The sequence below is a fragment of the Pseudoxanthomonas gei genome (assembly GCF_010119615.1).
GTDB classification, from domain to species: Bacteria; Pseudomonadota; Gammaproteobacteria; order Xanthomonadales; family Xanthomonadaceae; genus Pseudoxanthomonas_A; species Pseudoxanthomonas_A gei.
Genome location: NZ_QOVG01000004.1, coordinates 93,054 through 117,362, shown reverse-complemented (window position 1 = coordinate 117,362; position 24,309 = coordinate 93,054). Strand labels below are relative to the sequence as shown.

General features: G+C 63.8%; 21 protein-coding genes, 2 tRNA genes and 2 pseudogenes. 24 read left to right on the top strand and 1 reads right to left on the bottom strand.

Annotated elements, in window-relative coordinates; all coding sequences use genetic code 11:
• The first annotated feature begins 71 nt into the window (after window positions 1-71).
• A complete protein-coding gene (locus DT603_RS07415; RefSeq protein WP_162349235.1) occupies window positions 72-899 on the top strand; it encodes an FkbM family methyltransferase in 828 nt (275 codons plus the stop codon).
• 12 nt (window positions 900-911) lie between these two features.
• On the opposite strand, the gene DT603_RS07410 is transcribed toward DT603_RS07415, so the two are convergent.
• The gene (locus DT603_RS07410) at window positions 912-1,721 is read right to left on the bottom strand and encodes an SDR family NAD(P)-dependent oxidoreductase (RefSeq protein WP_162349234.1); all 810 of its coding nucleotides are present in this window, start codon (window positions 1,719-1,721) and stop codon (window positions 912-914) included.
• 75 nt (window positions 1,722-1,796) lie between these two features.
• Here DT603_RS07410 and tpiA point away from each other — a divergent pair, with 75 nt between their 5' ends.
• The 23 genes and pseudogenes from tpiA (at window position 1,797) to rbfA (ending at window position 24,252) form a co-directional block, all read left to right on the top strand.
• Window positions 1,797-2,549: a triose-phosphate isomerase gene (gene tpiA / locus DT603_RS07405; protein ID WP_162349233.1), complete on the top strand. Its 753-nt coding sequence runs from the start codon at window positions 1,797-1,799 to the stop codon at window positions 2,547-2,549.
• A 57-nt stretch (window positions 2,550-2,606) separates the two neighbouring features.
• The gene (secG, locus tag DT603_RS07400) at window positions 2,607-3,104 is read left to right on the top strand and encodes a preprotein translocase subunit SecG (RefSeq protein WP_162349232.1); all 498 of its coding nucleotides are present in this window, start codon (window positions 2,607-2,609) and stop codon (window positions 3,102-3,104) included.
• A 50-nt stretch (window positions 3,105-3,154) separates the two neighbouring features.
• Window positions 3,155-3,239 (top strand) — tRNA-Leu (locus DT603_RS07395).
• Window positions 3,240-3,365: 126 nt separating this feature from the next.
• Window positions 3,366-3,722, top strand: a complete 357-nt coding sequence (locus tag DT603_RS07390; RefSeq protein WP_162349231.1) for an NADH-quinone oxidoreductase subunit A — start codon at window positions 3,366-3,368, stop codon at window positions 3,720-3,722.
• Window positions 3,723-3,726: 4 nt separating this feature from the next.
• Window positions 3,727-4,281, top strand: a complete 555-nt coding sequence (locus DT603_RS07385) for a NuoB/complex I 20 kDa subunit family protein (RefSeq protein ID WP_162349230.1) — start codon at window positions 3,727-3,729, stop codon at window positions 4,279-4,281.
• A 56-nt stretch (window positions 4,282-4,337) separates the two neighbouring features.
• Entirely contained in the window at window positions 4,338-5,081 is a 744-nt protein-coding gene (locus DT603_RS07380) for an NADH-quinone oxidoreductase subunit C (protein WP_162349229.1), read from the top strand.
• A 71-nt stretch (window positions 5,082-5,152) separates the two neighbouring features.
• Entirely contained in the window at window positions 5,153-6,382 is a 1,230-nt protein-coding gene (locus DT603_RS07375) for an NADH-quinone oxidoreductase subunit D (protein ID WP_211368353.1), read from the top strand.
• Window positions 6,379-6,906 carry an NADH-quinone oxidoreductase subunit NuoE gene (gene nuoE / locus DT603_RS07370; RefSeq protein WP_162349227.1) on the top strand — a complete coding sequence of 176 codons (528 nt, stop codon included), beginning with the start codon at window positions 6,379-6,381 and terminating at the stop codon, window positions 6,904-6,906. Before DT603_RS07375 ends, nuoE begins: the two co-directional genes overlap by 4 nt.
• 3 nt (window positions 6,907-6,909) lie before the next feature.
• Window positions 6,910-8,271: an NADH-quinone oxidoreductase subunit NuoF gene (gene nuoF / locus DT603_RS07365; protein ID WP_162349226.1), complete on the top strand. Its 1,362-nt coding sequence runs from the start codon at window positions 6,910-6,912 to the stop codon at window positions 8,269-8,271.
• Window positions 8,268-10,520, top strand: a complete 2,253-nt coding sequence (nuoG, locus tag DT603_RS07360; protein ID WP_162349225.1) for an NADH-quinone oxidoreductase subunit NuoG — start codon at window positions 8,268-8,270, stop codon at window positions 10,518-10,520. Before nuoF ends, nuoG begins: the two co-directional genes overlap by 4 nt.
• On the top strand, window positions 10,517-11,608 hold the full coding sequence (nuoH, locus tag DT603_RS07355; RefSeq protein WP_162349224.1) for an NADH-quinone oxidoreductase subunit NuoH: 1,092 nt from the start codon (window positions 10,517-10,519) through the stop codon (window positions 11,606-11,608). The genes nuoG and nuoH overlap by 4 nt, the downstream gene beginning before the upstream one ends.
• An 89-nt stretch (window positions 11,609-11,697) precedes the next feature.
• Window positions 11,698-12,186 (top strand): NADH-quinone oxidoreductase subunit NuoI, encoded by a 489-nt coding sequence (gene nuoI, locus DT603_RS07350; RefSeq protein WP_162349223.1) that lies wholly within the window; start codon window positions 11,698-11,700, stop codon window positions 12,184-12,186.
• A 4-nt stretch (window positions 12,187-12,190) separates the two neighbouring features.
• Window positions 12,191-12,853, top strand: a complete 663-nt coding sequence (locus tag DT603_RS07345) for an NADH-quinone oxidoreductase subunit J (protein WP_162349222.1) — start codon at window positions 12,191-12,193, stop codon at window positions 12,851-12,853.
• Complete coding sequence (gene nuoK, locus DT603_RS07340; RefSeq protein WP_162349221.1) at window positions 12,850-13,155, top strand: NADH-quinone oxidoreductase subunit NuoK; 306 nt, start codon at window positions 12,850-12,852, stop codon at window positions 13,153-13,155. Before DT603_RS07345 ends, nuoK begins: the two co-directional genes overlap by 4 nt.
• 16 nt (window positions 13,156-13,171) lie before the next feature.
• A complete protein-coding gene (nuoL, locus tag DT603_RS07335; protein ID WP_162349409.1) occupies window positions 13,172-15,451 on the top strand; it encodes an NADH-quinone oxidoreductase subunit L in 2,280 nt (759 codons plus the stop codon).
• Window positions 15,452-15,485: 34 nt separating this feature from the next.
• Window positions 15,486-16,994, top strand: a complete 1,509-nt coding sequence (locus DT603_RS07330; RefSeq protein ID WP_162349408.1) for an NADH-quinone oxidoreductase subunit M — start codon at window positions 15,486-15,488, stop codon at window positions 16,992-16,994.
• A 9-nt stretch (window positions 16,995-17,003) separates the two neighbouring features.
• Window positions 17,004-18,449, top strand: coding sequence for an NADH-quinone oxidoreductase subunit NuoN (nuoN, locus tag DT603_RS07325; protein WP_162349220.1), 1,446 nt, complete (start codon window positions 17,004-17,006; stop codon window positions 18,447-18,449).
• Window positions 18,450-18,508: 59 nt separating this feature from the next.
• Window positions 18,509-18,585 (top strand) — tRNA-Met (locus DT603_RS07320).
• Between the two features lie 186 nt (window positions 18,586-18,771).
• The gene (gene rimP, locus DT603_RS07315; RefSeq protein WP_162349219.1) at window positions 18,772-19,467 is read left to right on the top strand and encodes a ribosome maturation factor RimP; all 696 of its coding nucleotides are present in this window, start codon (window positions 18,772-18,774) and stop codon (window positions 19,465-19,467) included.
• Between the two features lie 3 nt (window positions 19,468-19,470).
• Window positions 19,471-20,982: a transcription termination factor NusA gene (gene nusA / locus DT603_RS07310; RefSeq protein ID WP_162349218.1), complete on the top strand. Its 1,512-nt coding sequence runs from the start codon at window positions 19,471-19,473 to the stop codon at window positions 20,980-20,982.
• Between the two features lie 129 nt (window positions 20,983-21,111).
• Window positions 21,112-21,906 (top strand): annotated as a pseudogene (locus DT603_RS16295) (IF-2-associated domain-containing protein); the annotation flags it as partial.
• Between the two features lie 39 nt (window positions 21,907-21,945).
• Window positions 21,946-23,739, top strand: a pseudogene (gene infB / locus DT603_RS07305) (translation initiation factor IF-2); the annotation flags it as partial.
• Window positions 23,740-23,871: 132 nt separating this feature from the next.
• A complete protein-coding gene (gene rbfA / locus DT603_RS07300) occupies window positions 23,872-24,252 on the top strand; it encodes a 30S ribosome-binding factor RbfA (RefSeq protein ID WP_162349216.1) in 381 nt (126 codons plus the stop codon).
• Window positions 24,253-24,309: the final 57 nt, after the last annotated feature.

Genomic DNA, 24,309 nt, shown 5'->3' with positions numbered 1-24,309 from the left:
GCCGCGACCGGAGTCGACATGATGTCCAGCCACGCTTGCCATGCCTTGGCCGGGGCGGGCAGGATGCAGGCATGACCTTCATTTCCTACGCCCAGAACTTCGAAGACATCGCGCTTTGGCGGGCGCTGCAGTTCTTCCCGGGCGGTTTCTACATCGACGTCGGCGCCAACGACCCCAATCATGATTCGGTGACGCGCGCTTATTACGAACGCGGCTGGCGCGGCATCAACGTGGAACCGGTGGATGTCTATTACCAGGCGCTGTGCCGCGAGCGTCCCGGGGACACCAACCTGCAGCTGGTCGTCGGTGAAACTCAGGGAGAAGTGGATTTCCACGTCTTTCCCGATAGCGGGCTATCGACCGCGAGTGACGAAATGGTGGCCATGTATGCGGCGTCCGGCATCCAGCTGGAGAAGTGCAAGCTGCCCATGCGCACGCTTGCCTCGCTGTGCGAGGAGTACGTCAGCGGCGAGATCCATTTCCTCAAGATCGACGTGGAAGGATTCGAAGGCGCCGTGCTGCGCGGAATGGATTTCTCCCGCTGGCGTCCATGGCTGATCGTCATCGAGACGCCATTCGACCAGGAGCCGGAATGGAAAGACATCGTCCCCGCAGCCGGCTACCGCAAGGTGCGCTTCGATGGGATCAATACGTTTTACCTGGCCAATGAACATGCCAACCTGGCAGGCGCGTTCGACATTCCGCCTTGCACGATTGATGAATTCCATCTGCGTTACGGCCATCCCCTGGCTTTCCCCGTCGGCGCGGCCGAGGCCGCGCTCCGCGAGCAGGCACGAAGGGCCGAACTTGCCGAAGCGCGGGTCAGGGAGTTGGAAGGGAGCCGGTGGTTCAGGCTCGGCCAGCAGTTGAATCCGGTTCGCAGGCTGCTGCGCCGCTGATCATCGGCGGCTTCAGTCGATCCTGCGGATGCGCCCGGAGTTCCTGCCCATCGCTCGCAGGACCCAGCGCTGCGGCAAGTGCCTGGCGATGGAATGGGCCAGCTGGTAGACACGCCCGGGGACCACGATCACCCGGCCTTTCTCCGCGCCTTCGATCCCTGCCAGGGCGACGGCATCGGTTTCCAGCCAGGCCCACTTCGGGAGCTTCGACACCATCTCGCGCGTGCCGGTCACGTCGTGGAATTCCGACCAGGTGAAGCCAGGGCACAAGGCGGTGACATGCACGCCACGATCTGCATTCTCCAGGGACAGGGATTCGCTGAACCTCACCAGGTAGGACTTGGCCGCCGCATACAGGGTCTGACCGTCGGCGCCGGGTACCAGTGCCGCGAAGGACGCCACGTTGAGGATTCGCCCCTGGCCGGATTCGCGGATGGCCGGCAGCAGGCGCCAGGTCAATTCACTGACGGCGCCGATCATCACCTGCAGGAACTGCGCGTGGACGGGCCAGTCCCGGGTCGTATAACGGCCCGGAACCCCGTAGCCGGCGTTGTTGACCAGGATCCGCACCGGCAGCGAGCGTCGTTCGATCTCGGCGACCAGTGATGCCGGGGCGGACGGATCTCCCAGATCTGCAGGGATCACTATCACGCTGACCTGGGGCCGCAGTTCATTGGCCAGCTGCTCGAGCTTGTCCAGCCGCCGCGCGGTCAGGATCAATGGCACGCCACGCCGGGCGTATTCGCGGGCAATGGCGGCGCCGATTCCGCTCGAGGCCCCTGTCACCAGGGCGTAGCCTGAGGGCGTGCTGGAAGAGATCATCGTGGTCCTTGGGGAAGAGGGCGAGCCATCGGCTATCCTTTGCGGCCCCCGAGTCAGGCTGACAGGAATCACGTGATGCGCCGAAAGATCGTAGCGGGAAACTGGAAACTGCATGGCACGCGCGCTTTCGCGACCGGTCTGGTCGCCGAGCTGGTTGCGGGCCTGCCCGTGGCCGGGGTCGAGGTGGTGATCCTGCCGCCCATGCCCTACCTGGGCGACCTGATCGAGGACTTCGAACGCCACGACATCGCCTTTGGCTCGCAGGACGTCAGCAGCAATGAGAAGGGCGCCTATACCGGCGAGGTTTCTGCGGCGATGCTGGTGGACGTGGGTGCGCGATACGGCCTGGTCGGCCATTCCGAGCGCCGCCAGTACCATGCCGAAAGCAGCGAACTGGTAGCACTGAAGTTCCGTGCGGCCCGTAATGCAGGCCTGCTTCCCATCCTCTGCGTTGGTGAAACCCTGGAGCAGCGCGAAGCCGGCCAGACCGAGGCGGTGATCGCTTCCCAGCTGGGGCCGGTGCTCGACCTGGTGGGCATCGAGGCCTTCAAGGACGCCGTGGTGGCCTACGAGCCGGTCTGGGCAATCGGCACCGGCCGCACCGCCAGCCCGCAGCAGGCGCAGGACGTTCACGCCTTCATCCGTGGCGTGTTCAAGGCCCGCGATGCTAGAATTGGCGATTCGCTGCCGCTGCTCTATGGCGGAAGCGTCAAGCCCGACAATGCCGCGGAACTGTTCGCGCAACCCGATGTCGATGGCGGACTGGTCGGTGGCGCCTCCCTGGTGGCCGCCGATTTCCTGGCCATTGCCCGGGCTGCGGCTGACTGACCAGCGACCGCCGGCTCGGCGCGTCAGCCCACTTCATAATTTGATCGAGATGCAGAAATGTTGATGTTGACCCTCAATGTGATCTACGTGCTGGTGGCCATTGCGATCATCGCAATGGTCCTGATGCAGCGTGGCAGTGGCGCGGCCGCGGGTTCGGGCTTCGGCTCGGGTGCGTCCGGCACCGTGTTCGGTGCGCGTGGTGCGTCCAACTTCCTGTCCAAGAGCACCAAGTGGCTGGCGATCACCTTCTTCGGCATCAGCCTGTTCATGGCCTGGCAGGCGTCGCACGGCGCCCGTCCGGTGGTGCAGCAGAACCTCGGCCTGATGGCCGAGCAACCTGCAGGTCCGGCCGCGGCCGGTGAGCTGCCCGCCAAGGCGCCTTCGACCGTTCCCAGCGCACCTATCACGCTGCCTGCCACGCCATCGAGCGTGCCGGCTGCGCCGGCCTCTTCGGCTCCGGTGGAATCGACTCCGGTCGGCAGCGACAACGCACCAGCCAAAGCAGCGCCGGCGAAAGCAGCGCCGCAGCCTTCGACACCACCGCAAGGCGGCTGAAGACGGTTACAATGAACATCTCGCTTGGGCGTGCCCAAGCGAACACGTTTGCCCAGGTGGCGGAATTGGTAGACGCACTACCTTGAGGTGGTAGCGGCGAAAGTCGTAGGGGTTCGAGTCCCCTCTTGGGCACCAAGATGCGAATCCGTCTCAAAGCCCGCGTACGCAAGGCGCGGACTTTATGATTGGAGACGCGAAAAACGGCGGCAGCGGGGCGTGAATCGCGCCGGCTTCCGCAGGTAAACCAACCGAGGACCACGCGTGCTGGCCGAATACCTGCCGACCCTGTTGTTCCTGATCGTAGCTACCGGCATCGGCATATCGCTGATGGTGATAGGACGGTTCATCGGCCCCCGGCGTCCCGACGCGCAAAAGCTGTCTCCTTACGAGTGCGGCTTCGAGGCCTTCGAGGATGCGCGCATGAAGTTCGACGTGCGCTATTACCTCATCGCCATCCAGTTCATCGTCTTCGATCTGGAAATCATATTCATCGTGCCCTGGACCCTGGTTTGGCAGGAGATTGGCGCGCGCGCGCTGGTCACCATGGGCCTGTTCGTGGGCATGCTGTTCCTCGGTTTCATCTACGTCTGGAAGAAGGGAGCCCTGGAATGGGAGTGATCCTATGAGCGTGATCAGCACCATTGATCGCCTGATGACCAGCCCTATCCCGGAAGGGCGGGTCGACGACATCCTGCGTCCCGACGGCGAAAACCCGTTGCTGGAAAAAGGCTACGTCACCACCAGCGTCGACGCGCTGATGAACTGGGCGCGTACCGGTTCGATGTGGCCGATGACCTTCGGCCTGGCCTGCTGCGCGGTCGAGATGATGCATGCCGGCGCTTCGCGCCTGGACCTGGACCGTTACGGCGTTGTGTTCCGCCCGTCGCCGCGCCAGTCCGACGTGATGATCGTGGCCGGCACGCTGGTCAACAAGATGGCCCCGGCGCTGCGCAAGGTCTACGACCAGATGCCCGAGCCGAAGTGGGTGATCTCGATGGGCAGCTGCGCCAATGGCGGCGGTTACTACCACTATTCGTATTCGGTGGTGCGTGGCTGCGACCGCATCGTGCCGGTCGATGTCTACGTGCCCGGCTGCCCGCCGACGGCCGAAGCACTGGTCTACGGCATCCTGCAGTTGCAGAAGAAGATCTGGCGTACCCAGACCATCGCCCGCTGATCCACATTCAACGAAATTCCCCTCACCCCTTTCATTACCGAGCACGCCACGCCCCCATGGCCGAGCAAGCTGCAACCTACATCGAACAACTGCAGGCGCGTTTCCCCGACGCCATCCTCAGCATTGCCGAAGCCCGTGCCGAAGTGACGCTCGAGGTGCCCTCGGATACGTGGCACGCCGCCTGCCTGTCGCTGCGTGACGATTTCGGCTTCGAGCAGCTGGTCGACCTGTGCGGCGTGGATTACCTGGGTTATGGCAGCGACGAGTGGGAGACGGCCAAGGTTTCCTCCGAAGGCTTCAGCCGCGGCGTCGAACTAGGCTTCGGCCCGGGGCGCTTCACCTGGGAAAACCGTCCGCATGGCGAAGGTCCGGTGCATCGCTTCGCCACGGTGGCCCACCTGCGTTCCTACCAGCACAACCGCTTGCTGCGCGTGCGCTGCTACGCGGGCAACGATGAGTTGCCGATGGTCGCCTCGGTCACCGATATCTGGCCGGGCGCCAACTGGTTCGAACGCGAGGCCTTCGACCTGTTCGGCATTCTTTACCAGGGCCACCCGGACCTGCGCCGCATCCTCACCGACTACGGTTTCGTCGGGCATCCGTTCCGCAAGGATTTCCCGCTGATCGGCAACGTGGAAGTGCGCTATGACGAAGAGAAGAAGCGCGTGATCTATGAGCCGGTGACGTCGGTCGAACCCCGCGTCGGCGTGCCGCGCGTGATCCGCGACGATGCGCGTTACGCCACCGCTGCCGGCGAGCGTGCCGCTGCCGAGCAGGCGCAACGGGAGTCTGCCAAGTGAGCGTCCAGCAATCCGGCGTCGCCTTCGCCAGCAACCCTGCCGAAAGCCGCCAGGAAATCCGCAACTACACGATGAATTTCGGTCCCCAGCATCCGGCCGCGCATGGCGTGCTGCGCCTGATCCTGGAAATGGATGGCGAAACCATAGTGCGTGCCGATCCGCACATCGGCCTGCTGCATCGTGGCACCGAGAAGCTGGCCGAGAGCAAGCCGTACAACCAGTCGATCGGTTACATGGATCGCCTCGACTACGTGTCGATGATGTGCAACGAGCATGCCTACGTGATGGCCATCGAATCGCTGATGGGCATCAGGGCGCCAGAGCGCGCGCAGTACATACGCACCATGTTCGACGAGATCACCCGCATCCTGAACCACCTGATGTGGGTCGGCTCCAATGGCCTGGACCTGGGCGCCATGGCGGTGATGCTGTACGCCTTCCGCGAGCGCGAAGAGCTGATGGACTGCTATGAAGCGGTCAGCGGCGCGCGCATGCATGCCACGTACTACCGGCCAGGCGGGGTCTATCGCGACCTGCCGGACCATATGCCCAAGTACAAGGAATCGCCCTGGCGCAAGGGCAAGTCGCTGAAGCAGTTCAACGCCGCGCGCGAAGGCACGCTGCTCGATTTCATCGAGGACTTCACCAACGAATTCCCGAAGCGCGTCGACGAGTACGAAACCCTGCTCACCGACAACCGCATCTGGAAGCAGCGCACCGTGGGCATCGGCGTGATCTCGCCCGAGGAAGCGCGTGCTTGGGGCATGACCGGCGCCATGCTGCGCGGTTCGGGCGTGGCCTGGGACCTGCGCAAGAAGCAACCGTATGCGAAATACGACACGGTCCAGTTTGAGATTCCGGTAGGCACCAACGGAGACTGCTACGACCGTTACCTGGTGCGCATGGCCGAGATGCGCCAGTCCAACCTGATCATCAGGCAGTGCGTGAAATGGCTGAAGGCCAATCCAGGGCCGGTGATGGTGCAGAACTTCAAGGTCGCGCCGCCGTCCCGCGAGGAGATGAAGGACGACATGGAAGCGCTCATCCATCACTTCAAGCTGTTCAGCGAAGGATACTGCGTGCCTGCCGGCGAGACCTATGCCGCGGTTGAGGCGCCCAAGGGCGAGTTCGGCTGCTACCTGGTTTCCGACGGCGCCAACAAGCCGTTCCGCGTGCACCTGCGCGCACCGGGCTTTGCCCATCTTTCGTCGATGGACCATGTCGTCAGCGGCCACATGCTGCCCGACGTCGTGGCCATGATCGGCACCTATGATCTTGTCTTTGGTGAGGTGGACCGATGAGGGCCACGGGTAATTTCGAAGCGGCGCGCAATGTCGACCCGCTGGTGGTGCTGAGCGATGAAACGCGCGCGCACATCGATCACTGGCTGGCCAAGTTCCCGCCCGACCGCAAGCGTTCGGCGGTGCTGGCGGGCCTGCATGCCGCGCAGGAACAGAACCAGGGCTGGCTCAGCGACGAGCTGATCGTTGGCGTCGCCAAGTACCTGGACCTGCCGCCGGTATGGGCCTACGAAGTGGCGAGCTTCTACTCGATGTTCGAGACCGAGAAGGTCGGCCGCAACAACGTGGCCTTCTGCACCAACATCAGTTGCTGGCTCAACGGCGCCGAAGACCTGGTCGCGCATGCCGAGAAGAAACTCGGCTGCAAGCTGGGCGAATCCACCGCCGACGGCCGGGTCTTCATGAAGCGCGAAGAAGAGTGCCTGGCCGCGTGCGCCGGCGCGCCGATGATGGTCATCAACGGCCACTACCACGAGAACCTCACCCCCGCGAAGGTGGATGAGCTGCTGGACGGGTTGGAATAAGAAATGGCACACCACGGACATTCCGATTCAAAGCCGACGGGTCCCGTCGGCCCGGCGCCGAAAGAGCACCAGGTGGTCTACACCACGCTGCATTTCGACAAGCCCTGGTCTTACGAGAACTACCTCAAGACCGGTGGCTACAGCGCGCTGCGCAAGATCATCGAAGGGAAGATCGCGCCTGCGGACGTGGTCGAGATGGTCAAGCAGTCCGGCCTGCGCGGCCGTGGCGGCGCAGGGTTCCCCACCGGCCTGAAGTGGAGCTTCATGCCCAAGGGCGACATGCAGAAATACATCCTCTGCAACTCCGATGAATCCGAGCCCGGTACCTGCAAGGACCGCGACATCCTGCGCTTCAATCCACATGCGGTGATCGAGGGCATGGCCATTGCCTGCTACGCCACCGGTTCGAGCAAGGCCTACAACTACCTGCGCGGTGAGTTCCACCACGAACCCTTCGAGCACCTGGAAGAAGCCACCGCCGAGGCCTACAAGCACGGCTGGCTGGGCCAGAACGTGCTGGGTTCGGGCATCGACATCGACATCTACAACGCACTGGGTGCCGGCGCCTATATCTGTGGCGAAGAAACCGCGTTGATGGAATCGCTGGAAGGCAAGAAGGGCCAGCCGCGCTTCAAGCCACCGTTTCCGGCCAACTTCGGGCTGTACGGCAAGCCGACCACGATCAACAACACCGAGACCTACGCTTCAGTGCCGGCGATCATCCGCAACGGCGGCGAGTGGTTCCTCAACCTGGGCAAGCCCAACAATGGCGGGCCGAAGATCTTCTCGGTTTCCGGCCACGTGGCACGCCCCGGCAACTACGAAATCCGCCTGGGTACCTCGTTCGCCGAGCTGCTGGAAATGGCGGGCGGCGTGCGCAACGGGCACAAGCTCAAAGCGGTGATTCCCGGTGGTTCCTCGATGCCGGTGCTGCCGGGCGAAACCATGATGGGCCTGACCATGGATTACGACAGCATCCAGAAGGCCGGTTCCGGCCTGGGCTCGGGTGCGGTGATCGTGATGGACGAAACCACCTGCATGGTGCGTGCCTGCCAGCGTATCGCGCGCTTCTATTTCAAGGAAAGCTGCGGCCAGTGCACCCCGTGCCGCGAAGGCACCGGCTGGATGTACCGCATGATCACCCGCGTGGTGGAGGGCAAGGCCACGCTGGAGGACCTCAATACGCTGAAGGCTTCGGCAGGACAGATCGAAGGCCACACCATCTGCGCCTTTGGCGAAGCGGCGGCCTGGCCGGTGCAGGGCTTCCTGCGTCATTACTGGAACGAGTTCGAGTACTACATCCTCAACGGCCACTCCATCGTCGACCAGAAGGTTGATCGCGTGGCGCAGGAGCGCGCCGCATGAGCGCCCAGCCGGTGAATCCGAACCTGCCGCCCGATCACGTCACCGTGTTCATCGATGGCGTGGAAATGGCCGCGCCCAAGGGCTCGATGATCATCCAGGCTGCCGACAAGGCCGGTATCCCGATCCCGCGTTTCTGCTACCACGACAAGCTGGCCATTGCCGCCAACTGCCGCATGTGCCTGGTCGAAGTGGAGAAGATGCCCAAGCCCGCGCCGGCCTGCGCCACGCCGGTCATGGATGGCATGAAGATCGCCACTCGCAGCGAGAAGGCGTTGAAGTCGCAGCGCAACGTGATGGAATTCCTGCTCATCAATCATCCGCTGGACTGCCCGATCTGCGACCAGGGCGGCGAATGCGAACTGCAGGACCTGTCCCTGGGCTATGGCCGTTCGGTCAGCCGGTTCCAGGAGCGCAAGCGCGTGGTGCCTGACGAGGATATCGGTCCGCTGGTCGCGACCGAGATGACCCGCTGCATCCAGTGCACGCGCTGCGTTCGCTTCACCGCGGACATTGCCGGCACCTATGAACTCGGCGGCATGTACCGTGGCGAGAACCTGCAGATCGGCACCTATGACGGCAAGCCGTTGACCACGGAGCTGTCCGGCAATGTCGTCGACGTGTGCCCGGTCGGCGCGCTGACCAACAAGGTGTTCCAGTTCCGCGCGCGTCCGTGGGAACTGGTCGCGCGCGAATCGGTCGGCTACCACGATGCGATGGGTTCGAACCTGTTCACGCACGTGCGCCGTGGCGAAGTGCTGCGTACCGTGCCGCGCGACAACGAAGCGGTCAACGAGTGCTGGTTGTCCGATCGTGATCGTTACTCGCACCAAGGCCTGTACGCCGAAGACCGCGCGGTCAAGCCTCTGCTGAAGGTGGGCGAGAGCGGTACCGATAACGACTGGAAGGAAGTGTCCTGGGCCGAAGGCCTGGCCGCTGCCGCCGGATTGTTGCGCGCCCACGGCGGCGATGAGCTGGGTGTGCTCGCGCATCCCGCAACCTCTAACGACGAAGGCAGCCTGCTGGCCCGTCTGGCAGATGCGCTGGGTAGTGGAAACCTGGACCATCGCATCTTCAATCGGGACTTCTCCGATGGCGCCGTGGCCGAACCTTTCGCCATGCCGCTGGCCGAGATCGAACAGGCCGACGCCATCGTCCTGTTCGGCACCAACATCCGCCATGAGCTGCCGTTGCTGCACCAGCGCATCCGCAAGGCCAACACCCATCGCAACGCCAAGGTCTACGCAGTCAACCCGGTGGACTTCGACTTTGCATTCTCGCTGGCAGCTAAGCAGATCGTCGCGCCGTCGCAGCTGGCAGGGGCCTTGAACGACGCCGCGCTGATCGATGCAGTGAAGGGCGCCAGCCGCCCGGTATTGATCGTCGGCGCGCTGGCCGAGAACCACCCGCAGGCCGCTGCACTGCGTGCTGCCGCCAAGGCGTTCGCTGAGGCAACCGGTGCTGCGCTGTGCCGCATTCCGCAAGGCGCCAACGCGCTGGGCCTGGCGCGCAACGGCGTCCTGCCGAGCAAGCGCGACGTCGCGGGCATGTTCGCCGAGCCTCGCGCGGCGTATGTCATCTACGGCATCGAGCCGGGCCTGGATTTCGCCGAAGGCGCCGTGGCGCAGAAGGCGCTGAAGGCTGCCAAGGTGCTTGCCTTCAGCCATTTCGCCTGCAAGTCCACGCGCAACGTGGCCGATGTGATCCTGCCGATTGGCGCGCTGCCCGAGATCGACGCGGTATTGACCAATCTTGATGGCATCGAACAGCGCACCCAGGCTGGCGGCAAGTTGCCGGGCGAGGCGCGCGAAGGCTGGAAAGTGTTGCGCGCACTGGGTGGAGAACTTCAGCTGTCCGCGTTCGAATTCATTGACCTGGCAGGCGCGAAAGCTGCAGGCAAGGTTGTGGCACCCGACCGCATTGCGACCTCTCCCGCGCTGGCCGTAGGCGATGCCGGGCTGGAAGTGGCCGCGTCCGCCGCTATCTATCGCACCGATGGCGTCGTGCGCCGTGCGCGGGCCCTGCAGGAGCATCCGCTCAACACCTCGCCACGCATCACCTTGAATCCCGTCGATGCCGAAGCATCAGGCCTGACCCATGGACAGGTGGTGAAAGTGGGCGCACCCGACGGCACGGCGACCTTGCCGCTGTTCGTGGATGCGTGTGTGGCCAAGGGTTCGGCGTGGATCGAAAGCGGCCATGGCGCGACCGCGCCTTTGGGCGCCGGACGCGTGACGGTGGTGCGCGCATGAACGAGCTGCTGCTGAATGCCATCGACCCGCTGCGGGACTGGTTCCTCGGGCTGGGCAACATTGGCGTGGTGCTGTGGATCGTCCTCAAGATCCTGACAATCGCCGTTCCGGTGATTGTCGCCGTTGCCTTCTACGTGGTCTGGGAGCGCAAGCTGATCGGCTGGATGCACGTGCGGCACGGGCCGATGTACGTCGGCATGGGCATCTTCCAGGCCTTCGCCGACGTGTTCAAGCTGCTGTTCAAGGAAGTCCTGATGCCTGCCAAGGCTCAGAAGACCATGTACATCCTTGGGCCGTTGATTGCCTTGGCGCCGGCGTTCGCGGCATGGGCGGTGGTGCCGTTCGATGCGCAGCTGGTGCTGTCCAATGCCAACGCGGGCCTGCTGTACCTGCTGGCGATGACCTCGCTGGGCGTGTACGGCATCATCATCGCCGGCTGGGCCTCCAACTCGAAGTATGCCTTCCTTGGCGCGATGCGTTCGGCCGCCCAGGTGGTCAGTTACGAGATCGCGATGGGCTTTGCCCTGGTTGGCGTGCTGATTGCCGCCGGCAGCATGAATCTGAGCGAGATCGTGATGGCGCAGGCCGGCAACAACGGTCCGTTCGAGTGGTTCTGGCTGCCGCTGTTCCCGCTCTTCATCGTGTACTGGGTGTCGGGCGTGGCCGAAACCAACCGCGCCCCGTTCGACGTCACCGAAGGCGAGTCGGAAATCGTGGCCGGACATATGGTCGAGTATTCGGGCGCGGCGTTCTCGCTGTTCTTCCTGGCCGAATACGCCAACATGATCCTGGTCAGCTTCCTGGTCTCGCTGTTCTTCATGGGCGGCTGGCTGAGCCCGTTGCAGGGCTGGATCACCGCCGACGTTTCGCCCTGGATCAACTGGATCTGGACCGGCGGCTGGCCCTGGCTGTTGCTGAAGGTGGGTTTCTTCGCCAGCTGCTTCATCTGGTTCCGTGCAAGTTTCCCGCGCTACCGCTACGACCAGATCATGCGCCTGGGCTGGAAGGTGTTCATTCCACTGACCATCCTCTGGATCGCGGTCACCGCGTTGATGGTGTTTTTTGGCGTGTTCGAGAAGGGCGTCTGAGTGATCAATAAAGTGTCCCATTGCTTCGAGAGCCTGATGCTGCCAATGCAGCTCCGGGCGGTGTCGTGTTCGAAAAGGGCGTCCGAGTGATGAACAGGTTTACCCATTACCTCAAGAGCCTGATGCTGCTGGAACTGCTCGGCGGCCTGTGGCTGACCTTCAAGTACACGTTCAAGCCGAAGTACACGGTGATGTACCCGATGGAGAAGTTCCCGCAGTCGCCGCGTTTCCGCGGCCTGCACGCGCTGCGCCGCTACCCGAACGGCGAGGAACGCTGCATCGCCTGCAAGTTGTGCGAGGCGGTGTGCCCGGCGCTGGCGATCACCATCGATTCGGAAAAGCGCGAGGACGGCACGCGCCGCACCACGCGCTATGACATCGACCTGTTCAAGTGCATCTACTGCGGTTTCTGCGAGGAAAGCTGCCCGGTGGATTCCATCGTGGAAACCCACATCCTGGAATACCACTTCGAGAACCGTGGCGAGAACATCGTCACCAAGCCGCAGTTGCTGGCGATCGGGGACCGGCTGGAAGCCGAGATCGCCGAGCGCCGCGCCGCCGACGCCGCCTTCCGCTGAGGTCATGATGGATCTGCTGCTTGCCTTCTTTTATCTGTTCGCCACGGTCGCGGTCGTCGCCGCCGGTGGTGTCATCAGCGTGCGCAACCCCGTGCATGCGGTGCTGTGCCTGATCCTCACGTTCTTCTCCATGGCCTGCGTCTGGCTGCTGGTCGGGGCCGAGTTCCTCGCCGTGGCGCTGGTCGTGGTCTACGTGGGCGCGGTCATGGTGCTGTTCCTGTTCGTGGTGATGATGCTGGACATCGACGTGGTCAAGCTGCGCGAGGGCTGGGTCCGCTACCTGCCGGTGGGCCTGCTGGTGGCGGTGGTGATGCTGGTGGAGATCCTGACCCTGATCGGCTTCAAGGCAAAGCTGGCGACGCCGTATGCGGTCAATGCCGCTTCCGAGGCGGCCGATGTTTCCAATACGGCCTGGCTGGCACGCACCCTGTTCACCAAGTTCCTGCTGCCCTTCGAATTCGCCGCGGTGATCCTGACCGTGGCGGTGGTTGCCGCGGTGATGCTCACCCTGCGCAAGCGCACGGGCATCAAGAAGCAGGATCCGGCCGAGCAGTCCCGCGTCAAGGCCTCCGATCGCCTGCGCATGGTCGATGTCGCGGTGGAGAATCCGGTGCGCGAGACCCTCATCGTTCCGCCCGCGACCGACGAAACGGAGTCCAGGCCATGATCGCGCTCGGCCACCTGCTTGCGCTGGGCGCGGTGCTGTTCTGCATCAGCGTTGCCGGCATCTTCCTCAATCGCAAGAACATCATCGTGCTGCTGATGTCCATCGAGCTGATGCTGCTTGCGGTGAACATCAACTTCATCGCCTTCTCGCGCCAGTTCGGCGACCCCGACGGGCAGATCTTCGTGTTCTTCATCCTGACCGTGGCCGCCGCCGAGGCCGCGATCGGCCTGGCGATCCTGGTCACCCTGTTCCGCACCCGGCGCACGATCAACGTGGCCGAAGTAGATACCTTGAAAGGCTGATGCACCGATGACGGGTCTGGAAATCCTCCTCTCCAAGAATGTGCTGCTGGCCATCGTGCTGGCGCCGCTGGTCGGCAGCATCGTGGCCGGCCTGTTCGGGCGCCAGGTGGGCCGCGCCGGCGCGCACTGGATCACCATCCTGGGCGTTGCGGCCAGTTGCGCGCTGTCGTCGTGGGTGCTGTACCAGCTGGTGGCGCAGGGTGCCTCGCCGTTCAACCAGAACGTCTACACGTTCTTCCAGGTCGGCAATTTCGACGCGCATGTCGGCTTCATGATCGACAAGCTGACCGCGATGATGATGGTGGTGGTGACCTTCGTGTCGCTGCTGGTCCACGTCTACACTATCGGCTACATGGCCGAGGATCCGGGCTACCAGCGCTTCTTCAGCTACATCTCGCTGTTCACCTTCTCCATGCTCATGCTGGTGATGAGCAACAACTTCCTGCAGCTGTTCTTCGGCTGGGAAGCAGTGGGCCTGGTGTCGTACCTGCTGATCGGTTTCTGGTTCAAGCGGCCCAGTGCGATCTTCGCCAACCTCAAGGCCTTCCTGGTCAACCGGGTCGGTGACTTCGGCTTCCTGCTCGGCATCGCCGGCGTGCTGGCGATGTTCGGCACGCTGGACTACGCCGAAGTGTTTGCCAATGCGCCACTGCTGGGTGGCAGGATGGTGCAGGTGTGGTCGGGCGCGATATCGCTGTTCGGGTCCACCTGGCAGGTCCTGGACCAGCCGCTCGTCTGGTCCATCGTCACCGTCATCTGCATCTGCCTGTTCATCGGTGCCATGGGCAAGTCCGCGCAGGTGCCGTTGCACGTGTGGCTGCCTGATTCGATGGAAGGCCCGACGCCCATCTCGGCGCTGATCCACGCCGCGACCATGGTCACCGCTGGCATCTTCATGGTGGCGCGCATGTCGCCATTGTTCGAGCTGTCGCAGACCGCCCTGGACTTCGTCCTGTTCATCGGCGCCACCACGGCGCTGTTCACCGGCCTGATCGGTATCGTGCAGAACGACATCAAGCGCGTCGTGGCCTATTCGACGCTGTCGCAGCTCGGTTACATGACCGTGGCACTAGGTGTGTCGGCCTATTCGGCGGCGGTGTTCCACCTGATGACCCATGCGTTCTTCAAGGCTTTGCTGTTCCTCGGCGCAGGCTCGGTGATCATCGCCATGCATCACGAGCAGGACATGCGCAAGATGGGCGGTCTGCGCAAGTACATGCCGATCACTTTCGCGACCATGTGGATCGGCACCCTGGCGCTGGTCGGCACGCCGTTCTTCTCGGGGTTCTATTCCAAGGACACCATCATCGAGGCGGCCAAGCACCACCAGGAAGCGGCGGGCGAATTCGCGCACAAGCTGGCCGAGCTGGGCGCTATGGCGCCGCAGGACGTCCACGGCCCCAGCGCCTGGATCGCCAACTACGGTTACTGGGCCGTGCTGCTGGGCGTGTTCATCACCAGCTTCTACAGCTTCCGCCTGCTGTACCTGACCTTCCACGGCAAGGAGCGTTTCCGCGATGCGCACGCTGCCGACAGCGGCCATGGCCACGACGTGCACGCCGGGGCGCAGCATGCGCATGCCGTTGATGGGCATGCCGTTGAGGAGCACGCCGTTGAGGGGCACGGCCATGACGATCACGGCCACCACGGCGCACATGAGCCGCATGAATCGCCCTGGGTAGTGACAGTGCCGTTGATCCTGCTGGCGATTCCGTCGATCGCGATCGGCTTCTTCACCATCGGGCCGATGCTGTTCGGTACCGACTGGAGCGGGCACCACGCGCAGGTGCCGTTCTTCCTGGGCGCCATCGACTTCATAAACACCGATCCGAACGCGCCGTTCTCCATCCGCGACACGGTGATGGCCTTGAAGCAGGAATTCCACGGCCCGGTCGCCTTCGCGATACATGGCATGAAGGCGGCGCCGTTCTGGCTGGCGCTGGCCGGCTTTGCACTGGCGACGGTCCTGTATGTCCTGCTGTCGCCCGAATGGCCCGCGCGCATGCGCAACAGCCGTGTCGGCGCGTTCCTGGCCAACATCCTGGAACAGAAGTACTGGATGGATTCGCTATGGATCGGCGGCCTTGCCGGCGGTGGCCTGGCGTTGGGCAAGCTGTCCAGCGCGGTCGACCGGACGGTGATCGATGGTGCGGCGGTCAATGGCAGTGCCAGGCTTGTGGACCTGGCCGCCAGCCTGCTGCGGCGTACCCAATCGGGTCTGCTCTACCACTACGCCTTCGCAATGATCCTTGGCCTGATTGCACTGCTGGCCGTGCTCATGCGTTTCTGGCAATGAACGCTGTAACGCTCAACTGATGGATTACCAATACGTGTCGAACTGGCCTTTGCTTAGTGTATTGATCTGGTTGCCCATGCTGGGCGGCGCGCTGGTGCTTGCCCTGGGCAACAACCGCGCATCCGCGGCGCGCTGGACGGCGTTGGGCGTGGCGTTGGCGACGTTCGTCGCCAGCATCGGCTTGTTGACCGGGATGGATGCGGCCAATCCCGCCATGCAGTTCGTCGAGCAGCACGCCTGGGTACCTTCCTACAAGATCGGCTACAACCTGGGCGCGGATGGTATTTCCATCGCGCTGATCGTGTTGACCACGTTGACCACCGCGCTGGCGCTGATTGGCGCGTGGACGGTGATAGAGAAGCGCGTCAGCCAGTACGTGGCGGCGTTCCTGTTCCTTGAAGGCATGATGATCGGCGTGTTCTGCGCCACCGACGCGATGCTTTTCTACGTGTTCTTCGAAGCGATGCTGATCCCGATGTTCCTGATCATCGGCGTCTGGGGCGGGCCGCGCCGCATCTATGCCTCGATCAAGTTCTTCCTGTACACCTTCCTCGGCTCGGTGCTGATGCTGGTGGGCCTGGTGTACCTGTACCTGAAGGGTGGCAGCTTCCAGTTCGCCGACCTGTACCAGCTGCCGCTCAACGCAAAGGAACAGACCTGGCTGTTCTTCGCCTTCCTGGTCGCGTTCGCGGTCAAGGTGCCGATGTTCCCGGTCCACACCTGGTTGCCGGATGCCCACGTCGAAGCCCCCACGGCAGGTTCGGTGATCCTGGCGGCGATCATGCTGAAGATCGGCGGCTACGGCTTCCTGCGGTTCACCCTGCCGATCCTGCCGGACGCCGGACATGAGTGGGCCTGGCTGGTCATCGTGCTGTCGCTTATCGGTGTGGTCTACGTGGGCCTGGTGGCACTGGTACAGGACGACATGAAGAAGCTGATCGCCTATTCGTCGGTCTCGCACATGGGCTTCGTCACCCTGGGTATCTTCGTGGCCTTCGGCATGATGCGCGACGGCAACCTGGATGGCGCCCGCCTGGGCCTGCAGGGTTCGATGGTGCAGATGATTTCGCACGGTTTCATCTCTGGCGCGATGTTCTCGTGCGTCGGCGTGCTCTACGACCGCATGCACACGCGCATGATCCGCGACTACGGCGGCGTCGCCAACGTGATGCCGTGGTTCGCGGTGCTGTTCGTGTTCTTCGCCATGGCCAACGCGGGCTTGCCCGGAACCAGCGGTTTCGTAGGCGAGTTCATGGTGATCGTGGCGAGCTTCCAGGACCACCCCTTCATCGCCCTGGTAGCCGCGACCACGCTGATAATCGGTGCCGCATACACGCTGTGGCTGGTAAAGCGGGTGATGTATGGCGAAGTGGCCAACAGCCATGTGGCCGAGCTCAAGGACATCAATGGCCGCGAAATGCTGGTGCTGGGCGTATTCGCAATCGGCGTGCTCGCCATCGGCCTGTGGCCCAAGCCGCTCACCGACCTGATGGAGCCGGCGATCCAGCAACTCGCAATGCAGCTCGTCAACAGCAAGCTGTAAGGAACAACGATGACCATTACGCTGTCCACCACCGCCGACCTGATGCCGCTGCTGCCAGAGCTGGTGCTGATCGGGGGCGCCTTCGCGCTGCTGATGCTCGACCTGTTCCTAGACGACGCGCGCCGTGGGCTGACCCATATGCTGTCGCTGCTAGTGCTGGCCGGCGTGCTGGCCATGATCGCCTGCGGCGTGGGCGGGCAGGGCACGGTATTCAACGGCATGTTCGTGCGCGACGTCATGGCCGATGTAAGCAAGGTGGTGATCCTGGCCGTCAGTGCACTGTCGTTGCTGTATGCCTGGCCGTACCTGCGCGAACGCAAACTTTACGTTGGCGAGGTGCCGGTGCTGGTGCTGCTGGCCACGGCCGGCATGATGATGCTGGTTTCTGCCGGCAACCTGGTGATGGTCTATCTGGGCCTGGAGTTGCTGGCGCTGTGTTCGTACGCACTGGTCGCCCTCAATCGCGATGATGGCCTTTCCGCCGAAGCGGGCATGAAATACATCGTGCTTGGTTCGCTGGCCTCCGGCCTGCTGCTGTACGGCATGTCGCTGGTGTATGGCGCCACCGGCACGCTTGACCTAGCCGGCATCCATGCCGCATCGGCGCACGTGGCAGACCGGACCCTGCTGCTGACTGGCGTGGTGTTCCTGGTCGCGGGCCTGGCTTTCAAGCTTGGGGCCGCGCCGTTCCACATGTGGTTGCCGGATGTGTACCAGGGCGCGCCCACGCCGATCACGCTGTTCATCAGCGCCGGCCCCAAGCTCGCTGCCTTCGCCATGGCCTACCGGCTGCTGGAAGGCGGCCTAGGGCCGATATCCGAGCAATGGCAGCTGTTGCTGGCGGGCCTGGCTGCCGCTTCGCTGGTGGTCGGCAACCTGATCGCCATAGCGCAGACCAACCTCAAGCGCATGCTGGCCTATTCCACGGTCTCGCACATCGGCTTCCTGTTGCTCGGCCTTGCCGGGGGCGGGGAGCGTGGCTATGCCGCTGCCCTGTTCTATGCGATCAGCTACGCGGTCATGTCGGCGGCGGCTTTCGGCAGCATCATCGTGCTGTCGCGCCAGGGCTTCGAAGCCGAGAACATCGACGACTTCAAGGGCCTCAATGCGCGCAATCCGTGGCAGGCCGCGCTGGTGATGTGCGTGATGGCGTCGCTGGCCGGCGTGCCGCCGTTCCTGGGCTTCTGGGCCAAACTGGTGGTGCTGGGCGCGGCAGTGGACGCAGGCCTGGTCTGGCTGGCCATCCTGGGTGTGGTCTGCGCTGTTATCGGTGGCTTCTATTACCTGCGCGTCATCAAGGTCATGTACTTCGACGAGCCTGTCGGTGAACTGCCGCCAGTGCGCAAGGATCGCGTGGTGCCTGTGGTGTTCGGTGCCAATGCGCTGGCCTTGCTGGTGCTCGGAATTTTCTGGAATCCGATCATGGCGTGGTGCCAGCACGCCTTCGCTGGATGAACCCATTTGCGATCCGGGCTTGCAATAAAAAGCCCGAGTCACCATAATTCCGCTTCTGATGCGGGGTGGAGCAGTCTGGCAGCTCGTCGGGCTCATAACCCGAAGGTCGCAGGTTCAAATCCTGCCCCCGCTACCAAGCTTTTCGGTTTGACTGGAAAGCCTCCCGAAAGAGGCTTTTTTGCTGACCAAGGCCTGGGCTCGTGAAGGTGAATGTTCCCACCTCCACACCGGAATCCAGCAGTATCGGACAAGGGGCCCACCAGGGCCCTTTGCTGTTTCCGGGCCTCCATTTTTCATTCAAGCAACGGCGAACCGTCACTACGTGAGCGACAAGGGCAAACAAATCGCGAACCTGCTGGCCCCCACGGTGCATGCCCTGGGCCTGGAGCTGCTGGGCGCCGAATACCTGCCCGCGCCAGGCAGCGCCACGCTGCGGTTGTACATCGACGTGGTGGAGGCCGAACTGGCCACGCGCATGGTCAATATCGAGGACTGCGAAGCGGTCAGCCGTGAAGTCTCGGCCCAGCTCGACGTCGAGGATCCGATCACCGGCAACTACACGCTGGAAGTCTCCTCGCCAGGCATCGAGCGCCCGCTGTTCACGCTGGCGCAGTTCGCGCGCCACCAGGGCGAGTCGGCCAAGGTGGTGTTGCGGCTGCCGCAGGAAGGGCGCCGCCGCCTGCAGGGCGCCATCGTGCGCATCGAGGGCGGCAATATCGTGTTCCTGGTCGACAACGCGGAAATGACCGTGGCGTTCGAGAACGTGGACAAGGCGCGGATCATGCCCGACTGGGTGGCGCTGGGTTTCGCGCCGCAGCCCAAGAAGGCCGGGCCGGTGAAGCCCGCTGCCGCGGCCAAGGCGGCTAAGGCAGCGGTCGCGCCCAAGAAAACAGTGCCAGTGAAAAAAGCTGCAAAGAAAAAACCAGCCAGAAAAACGGCTTCCAAGAAACCGGCCCCCAAGCAACCGGGCCAGGCAAAAACCAACCAACCGGCGGCCAAGCGGCCGCGCGCGGAGTGAACGATGAGTAAGGAATTGTTGCTGGTAGTGGATGCGGTGGCCAACGAGAAAGGCGTGCCGCGCGAAGTGATCTTCGATGCCATCGAGGCCGCGCTGGCATCAGCTGCCAAGAAGCGCTATCCCGAGCAGGAAGTGCTGACCCGGGTGACCATCGACCACAAGACCGGTGAATACGAAACCTTCCGCCGCTGGGAAGTGGTGGCCGACGACGTGGTCATGGAGTCGCCCGACTTCCAGATCCGCCTGATGGATGCCGAGGACGAGAGCGAAGGCGCCGAAGTCGGCGACTACATCGAAGAGCAGATCGAGAACCCCGATTTCGGCCGCATTGCCGCCCAGGCCGCCAAGCAGGTCATCGTGCAGCGCGTGCGCGAAGCCGAGCGTGCGCAGGTCGTGGATGCATGGAAGGATCGCATCGGCGAGCTGGTCACCGGTATCGTCAAGCGCGCCGAGCGCGGCAACATCTTCGTGGACCTGGGCGGCAACGCCGAGGCCTTCATCCCCAAGGACAAGGGCATCCCGCGCGATACGCTGCGCGCCGGCGACCGCGTGCGCGGCTACCTGTTCGACGTGCGTACCGAGCCGCGTGGCCCGCAGCTGTTCATCAGCCGCGCGGCGCCTGAATTCATGATCGAGCTGTTCAAGCTGGAAGTGCCGGAAGTCGGCCAGGGCCTGGTCGAGATCAAGGCCTGTGCGCGCGATCCCGGTGACCGCGCCAAGATCGCGGTGCTGGCGCACGACACCCGCACCGACCCGATCGGCGCCTGTATCGGCATGCGCGGTTCGCGCGTGCAGGCCGTTTCCAACGAGCTCAATGGCGAGCGCGTGGACATCGTGCTGTGGAACGACAGCGCCGCCAATTTCGTCATCAATGCGATGGCCCCGGCGGAAGTGCAGTCGATCATCGTCGATGAGGAAAAGCATTCCATGGACCTGGCCGTTGCCGAAGACCGGCTGGCCCAGGCCATCGGCAAGGGTGGCCAGAACGTGCGCCTAGCGAGCCGCCTGACCGGTTGGCAGCTGAACGTGATGACCCAGGACCAGGTCTCGGCCAAGTCCGAGGCAGAGCAGGCCGTGGCCCGCCAGTTGTTCGTCGACAAGCTGGAAGTGGACGAGGAAATCGCCGCCATCCTGGTCGCCGAAGGCTTCAACACGGTCGAGGAAATCGCCTACGTGCCGGTCGGCGAGCTGCTGGCGGTGGAAGGCTTCGACGAGGACATCGTCGAGGAATTGCGTGCCCGCGCCCGCGACGCGCTGCTCAACGAGGCTTTGGCCGAGGAAGAGGAAGTCGACGAGAACCAGCCGGCCGAAGACCTGCTGGCGCTGGAAGGCATGGATGACGAAACCGCCTATGCGCTGGCCGGGCATGGGGTTCGCACCAGCGAGGACCTGTCCGACCTGGGCACCGACGAAATCGTCGAGTTCGGTATCGAAGGCCTGGACGAGGATCGCGCCAAGGCGCTGATCCTGGCAGCCCGCGCCGAGGAGATCGCCCGCCTGGAGCGTGGCGCATGAGCGCCATCCAGACACGTATGGAAAGCGGCGTATGAGCCGGCAATGAACGCCGCCCTGGAGAATACAGGGCTAGAATCCGCGTTCCCTTCGCAATACGCGGGGGGCGCATAAGAAGGTCACGGGATCCGAATGACGCAGCAAACCACCATCCGCAAGCTTGCCGAACTGGTCAATACGCCGGTCGAAAAACTCCTGGAGCAGCTGGCCGAGGCCGGCATGAGCTTCAGCGGTCCCGACCAGGCCGTGACCAGCACCGAGAAGATGAAGCTGCTCGGCTTCCTGCGCCGCACCCATGGCAAGGCCGACAAGCCTGCCGAGGATGCCGACGCGCCGAAGAAGATCACCCTCAATCGCCGCAAGGTGCAGGAAGTGACGGTCGCCGCGGGACGCACCAAGACCACGGTCAACGTGGAGGTTCGGCAGAAGCGCACCTATATCAAGAGCGACGAGGTCGAGGCTCCGCCGAGCGACGAGCGCGCCGATGCGCTGCGCAAGCTGCAGGAATCCAACCAGCGCAACCTGGAAGAACAGCAGCGTCTGGCCGAGACCGACAAGAAGCGTGCCGACGAGCGTGACCGCGTGCGCCTTGCTGAAGAGGCCATCCGGCTCAAGGCCGAGGCAGAGCGCGCACAGGCCGATGCCGAAGCCGTGGCTGCTGCCACCGGCGCCGCGCCTGCGGACGACGCGGACGCTCCCCGGGCGGCCAAGCCCGCCGTCGGTGGCCACCATGTGCCCAAGCCGCCAGTGCGCAAGGATCCGCCGCGCGCCGACGACCGCAATGCGACCACCGCCAGCAAGCACAAGACCCGTGGTTCGCATGCGATGGTCGCCGGCGTGGAAGACGACGACAGCACCCAGCGTTTCGCCGGCCAGCTGCATCTTTCCGCCGCCGACCGCGCCCGCCGCACCACCACCCGTGGCAAGCCCAAGCCGCGCCGTCATGAGCAATCGCGCGGCGGCACCGGCAACCATGGTTTCGAGCGTCCCACCGCGCCGATCGTGCGCGACGTGGCCATCGGCGAGACCATCACCGTGGCCGACCTGGCGCAGAAGCTCGCGCTGAAGGGCGGCGACGTGGTCAAGGCATTGTTCAAGATGGGCGTCATGGCGACCATCACCCAGAGCATCGACCATGACACCGCCGCGCTGGTGACCGAGGAACTCGGACACAACGTGGTGCGCGCCGACAGCGGCGACGTCGAGGACCATCTGATTGCCCACAGCGAGACCGACCAGGGCGAACAGTCCCCGCGTCCGCCGGTGGTGACCATCATGGGCCACGTAGACCATGGCAAGACCTCGCTGCTGGACTACATCCGCCGCACCAAGGTCGCCAATGGTGAAGCGGGTGGCATCACCCAGCACATCGGCGCCTACCACGTGGAAACCGGCAAGGGCGTCATCAGTTTCCTTGACACGCCCGGACACGCGGCTTTCAGCCAGATGCGCGCACGTGGCGCCAAGCTCACCGATATCGTGGTGCTGGTGGTGGCGGCCGATGACGGCGTCATGCCGCAGACCATCGAGGCAGTGAAGCTGGCCAAGGCGGCCAAGGTTCCGCTGATCATCGCCATCAACAAGATGGACAAGAGCGATGCCGATCCGGGTCGCGTGAAGAACGAATTCCTGACCCACGAAGTGGTGGCCGAAGAGTTCGGTGGCGATACCCAGTTCGTGGAAGTCTCGGCCAAGACCGGCGACGGTGTCGACAACCTGCTCGATTCGGTGTTGCTGCAGGCCGAGCTGCTGGAACTGAAGGCTTCCTACACAGGCCGCGCCAGCGGCGTGGTCATCGAATCCTCGCTGGACAAGGGCCGCGGCCCGGTCGCGACGGTGCTGGTGCAACAGGGCCTGCTGAAGAAGGGCGATTACCTGGTGTGCGGTACCCAGTACGGCCGCGTGCGCGCGCTGTTCGACGAGACCGGAGGCCAGCCGGCCGAAGCCGGCCCGTCGATCCCGGTGCAGGTGCTTGGCCTGTCGGGCGTGCCCGACGCGGGCGATGATTTCGTGGTGGTGGCCGACGAGCGGCTGGCCAAGGACGTGGCCCAGCAGCGCGACATCAAGCGCCGCGAATCGCGCATGGTCCAGTCCGCGGGCAGCCGCATGGAAGACATCATGTCGCAGCTCGGCAAGGGCGACGCCCAGCTGGTGCTGAACCTGGTGATCAAGGCCGACGTGCAGGGTTCGGTGGAAGCGCTGAAGCAGTCGCTAGTGGCCCTGTCCAACGACATGATCCGCATCAACATCATCCACTCGGGCGTGGGCGGCATCACCGAGTCCGATGCGAATTCCGCATTGACCTCGAAGGCCACCATGATCGGCTTCAACGTGCGCGCCGACGCGGCCGCGCGCCGCATCGTCGAGTCCAACGGCGTCGACCTGCGCTACTTCTCGATCATCTACGACGTCATCGACCAGGTGAAGCAGGTGGCTTCCGGCTTGCTGGGCGTGGAAATCCGCGAGGAAATCATCGGTATTGCCGAGGTGCGCGACGTGTTCCGCAGCTCCAAGTTCGGCGCGGTCGCCGGCTGCATGGTCGTGGAGGGCACGGTCAAGCGCAGCAAGCCGATCCGCGTACTGCGCGACAGCGTGGTGGTGTTCGAAGGCGAGCTGGAATCGCTGCGCCGCTTCAAGGAAAACGTGGACGAAGTGCGCAACGGCACCGAGTGCGGCATCGGCGTGAAGGCCTACAACGACGTGCAGCCGGGCGACCAGATCGAGTGCTTCGAGCGCATCGAAGTGCAGCGCACGCTTTGAGGCGGTAAATGGTGAAGGGTGAAGAGTGAATAGTTAGAGCAAGTCGCCGAGATTTCTTTTTTGCACTTGCTGCTGTTGTTTGCTCTTGCCCTGACTTTCCTCTTTACCATTCACTCTTGGCCATTCACCGTTATGAAAACCTTCCACCGCAGCGACCGTGTCTCCGCCCAGCTCCGCCGTGAACTCGGCAAGCTGGTGCACGAGGCCGTGCGCGAGCACGGCCTGCCTTCGATCAGCGTCTCCGATGTCGAGGTCACCCGCGACCTGGCCCATGCCAAGGTCTTCGTGACCGCGCTGATGCAGGAAAAGTCCGTGGAAGCGGTCAAGGACCTGAAAGAGCTGTCGCCGCAGATCCGCTACAAGCTCGGAAAGGCGATGAAGCTGCGCCACGTTCCCGAACTGCATTTCCACTACGACGACTCGGTGGATCGTGGCGAACGCATCGAAAACCTGCTGCGCGACCTGCCGCCGCCGCCGGTGGACGCTGAAGAAGACGACGCTTCCGAAAAGTGACTGTGCTGGAACTGTAGGAGCGGGCCCTGTCCGCGAGGCTTCTCCTGGCAGGCAACG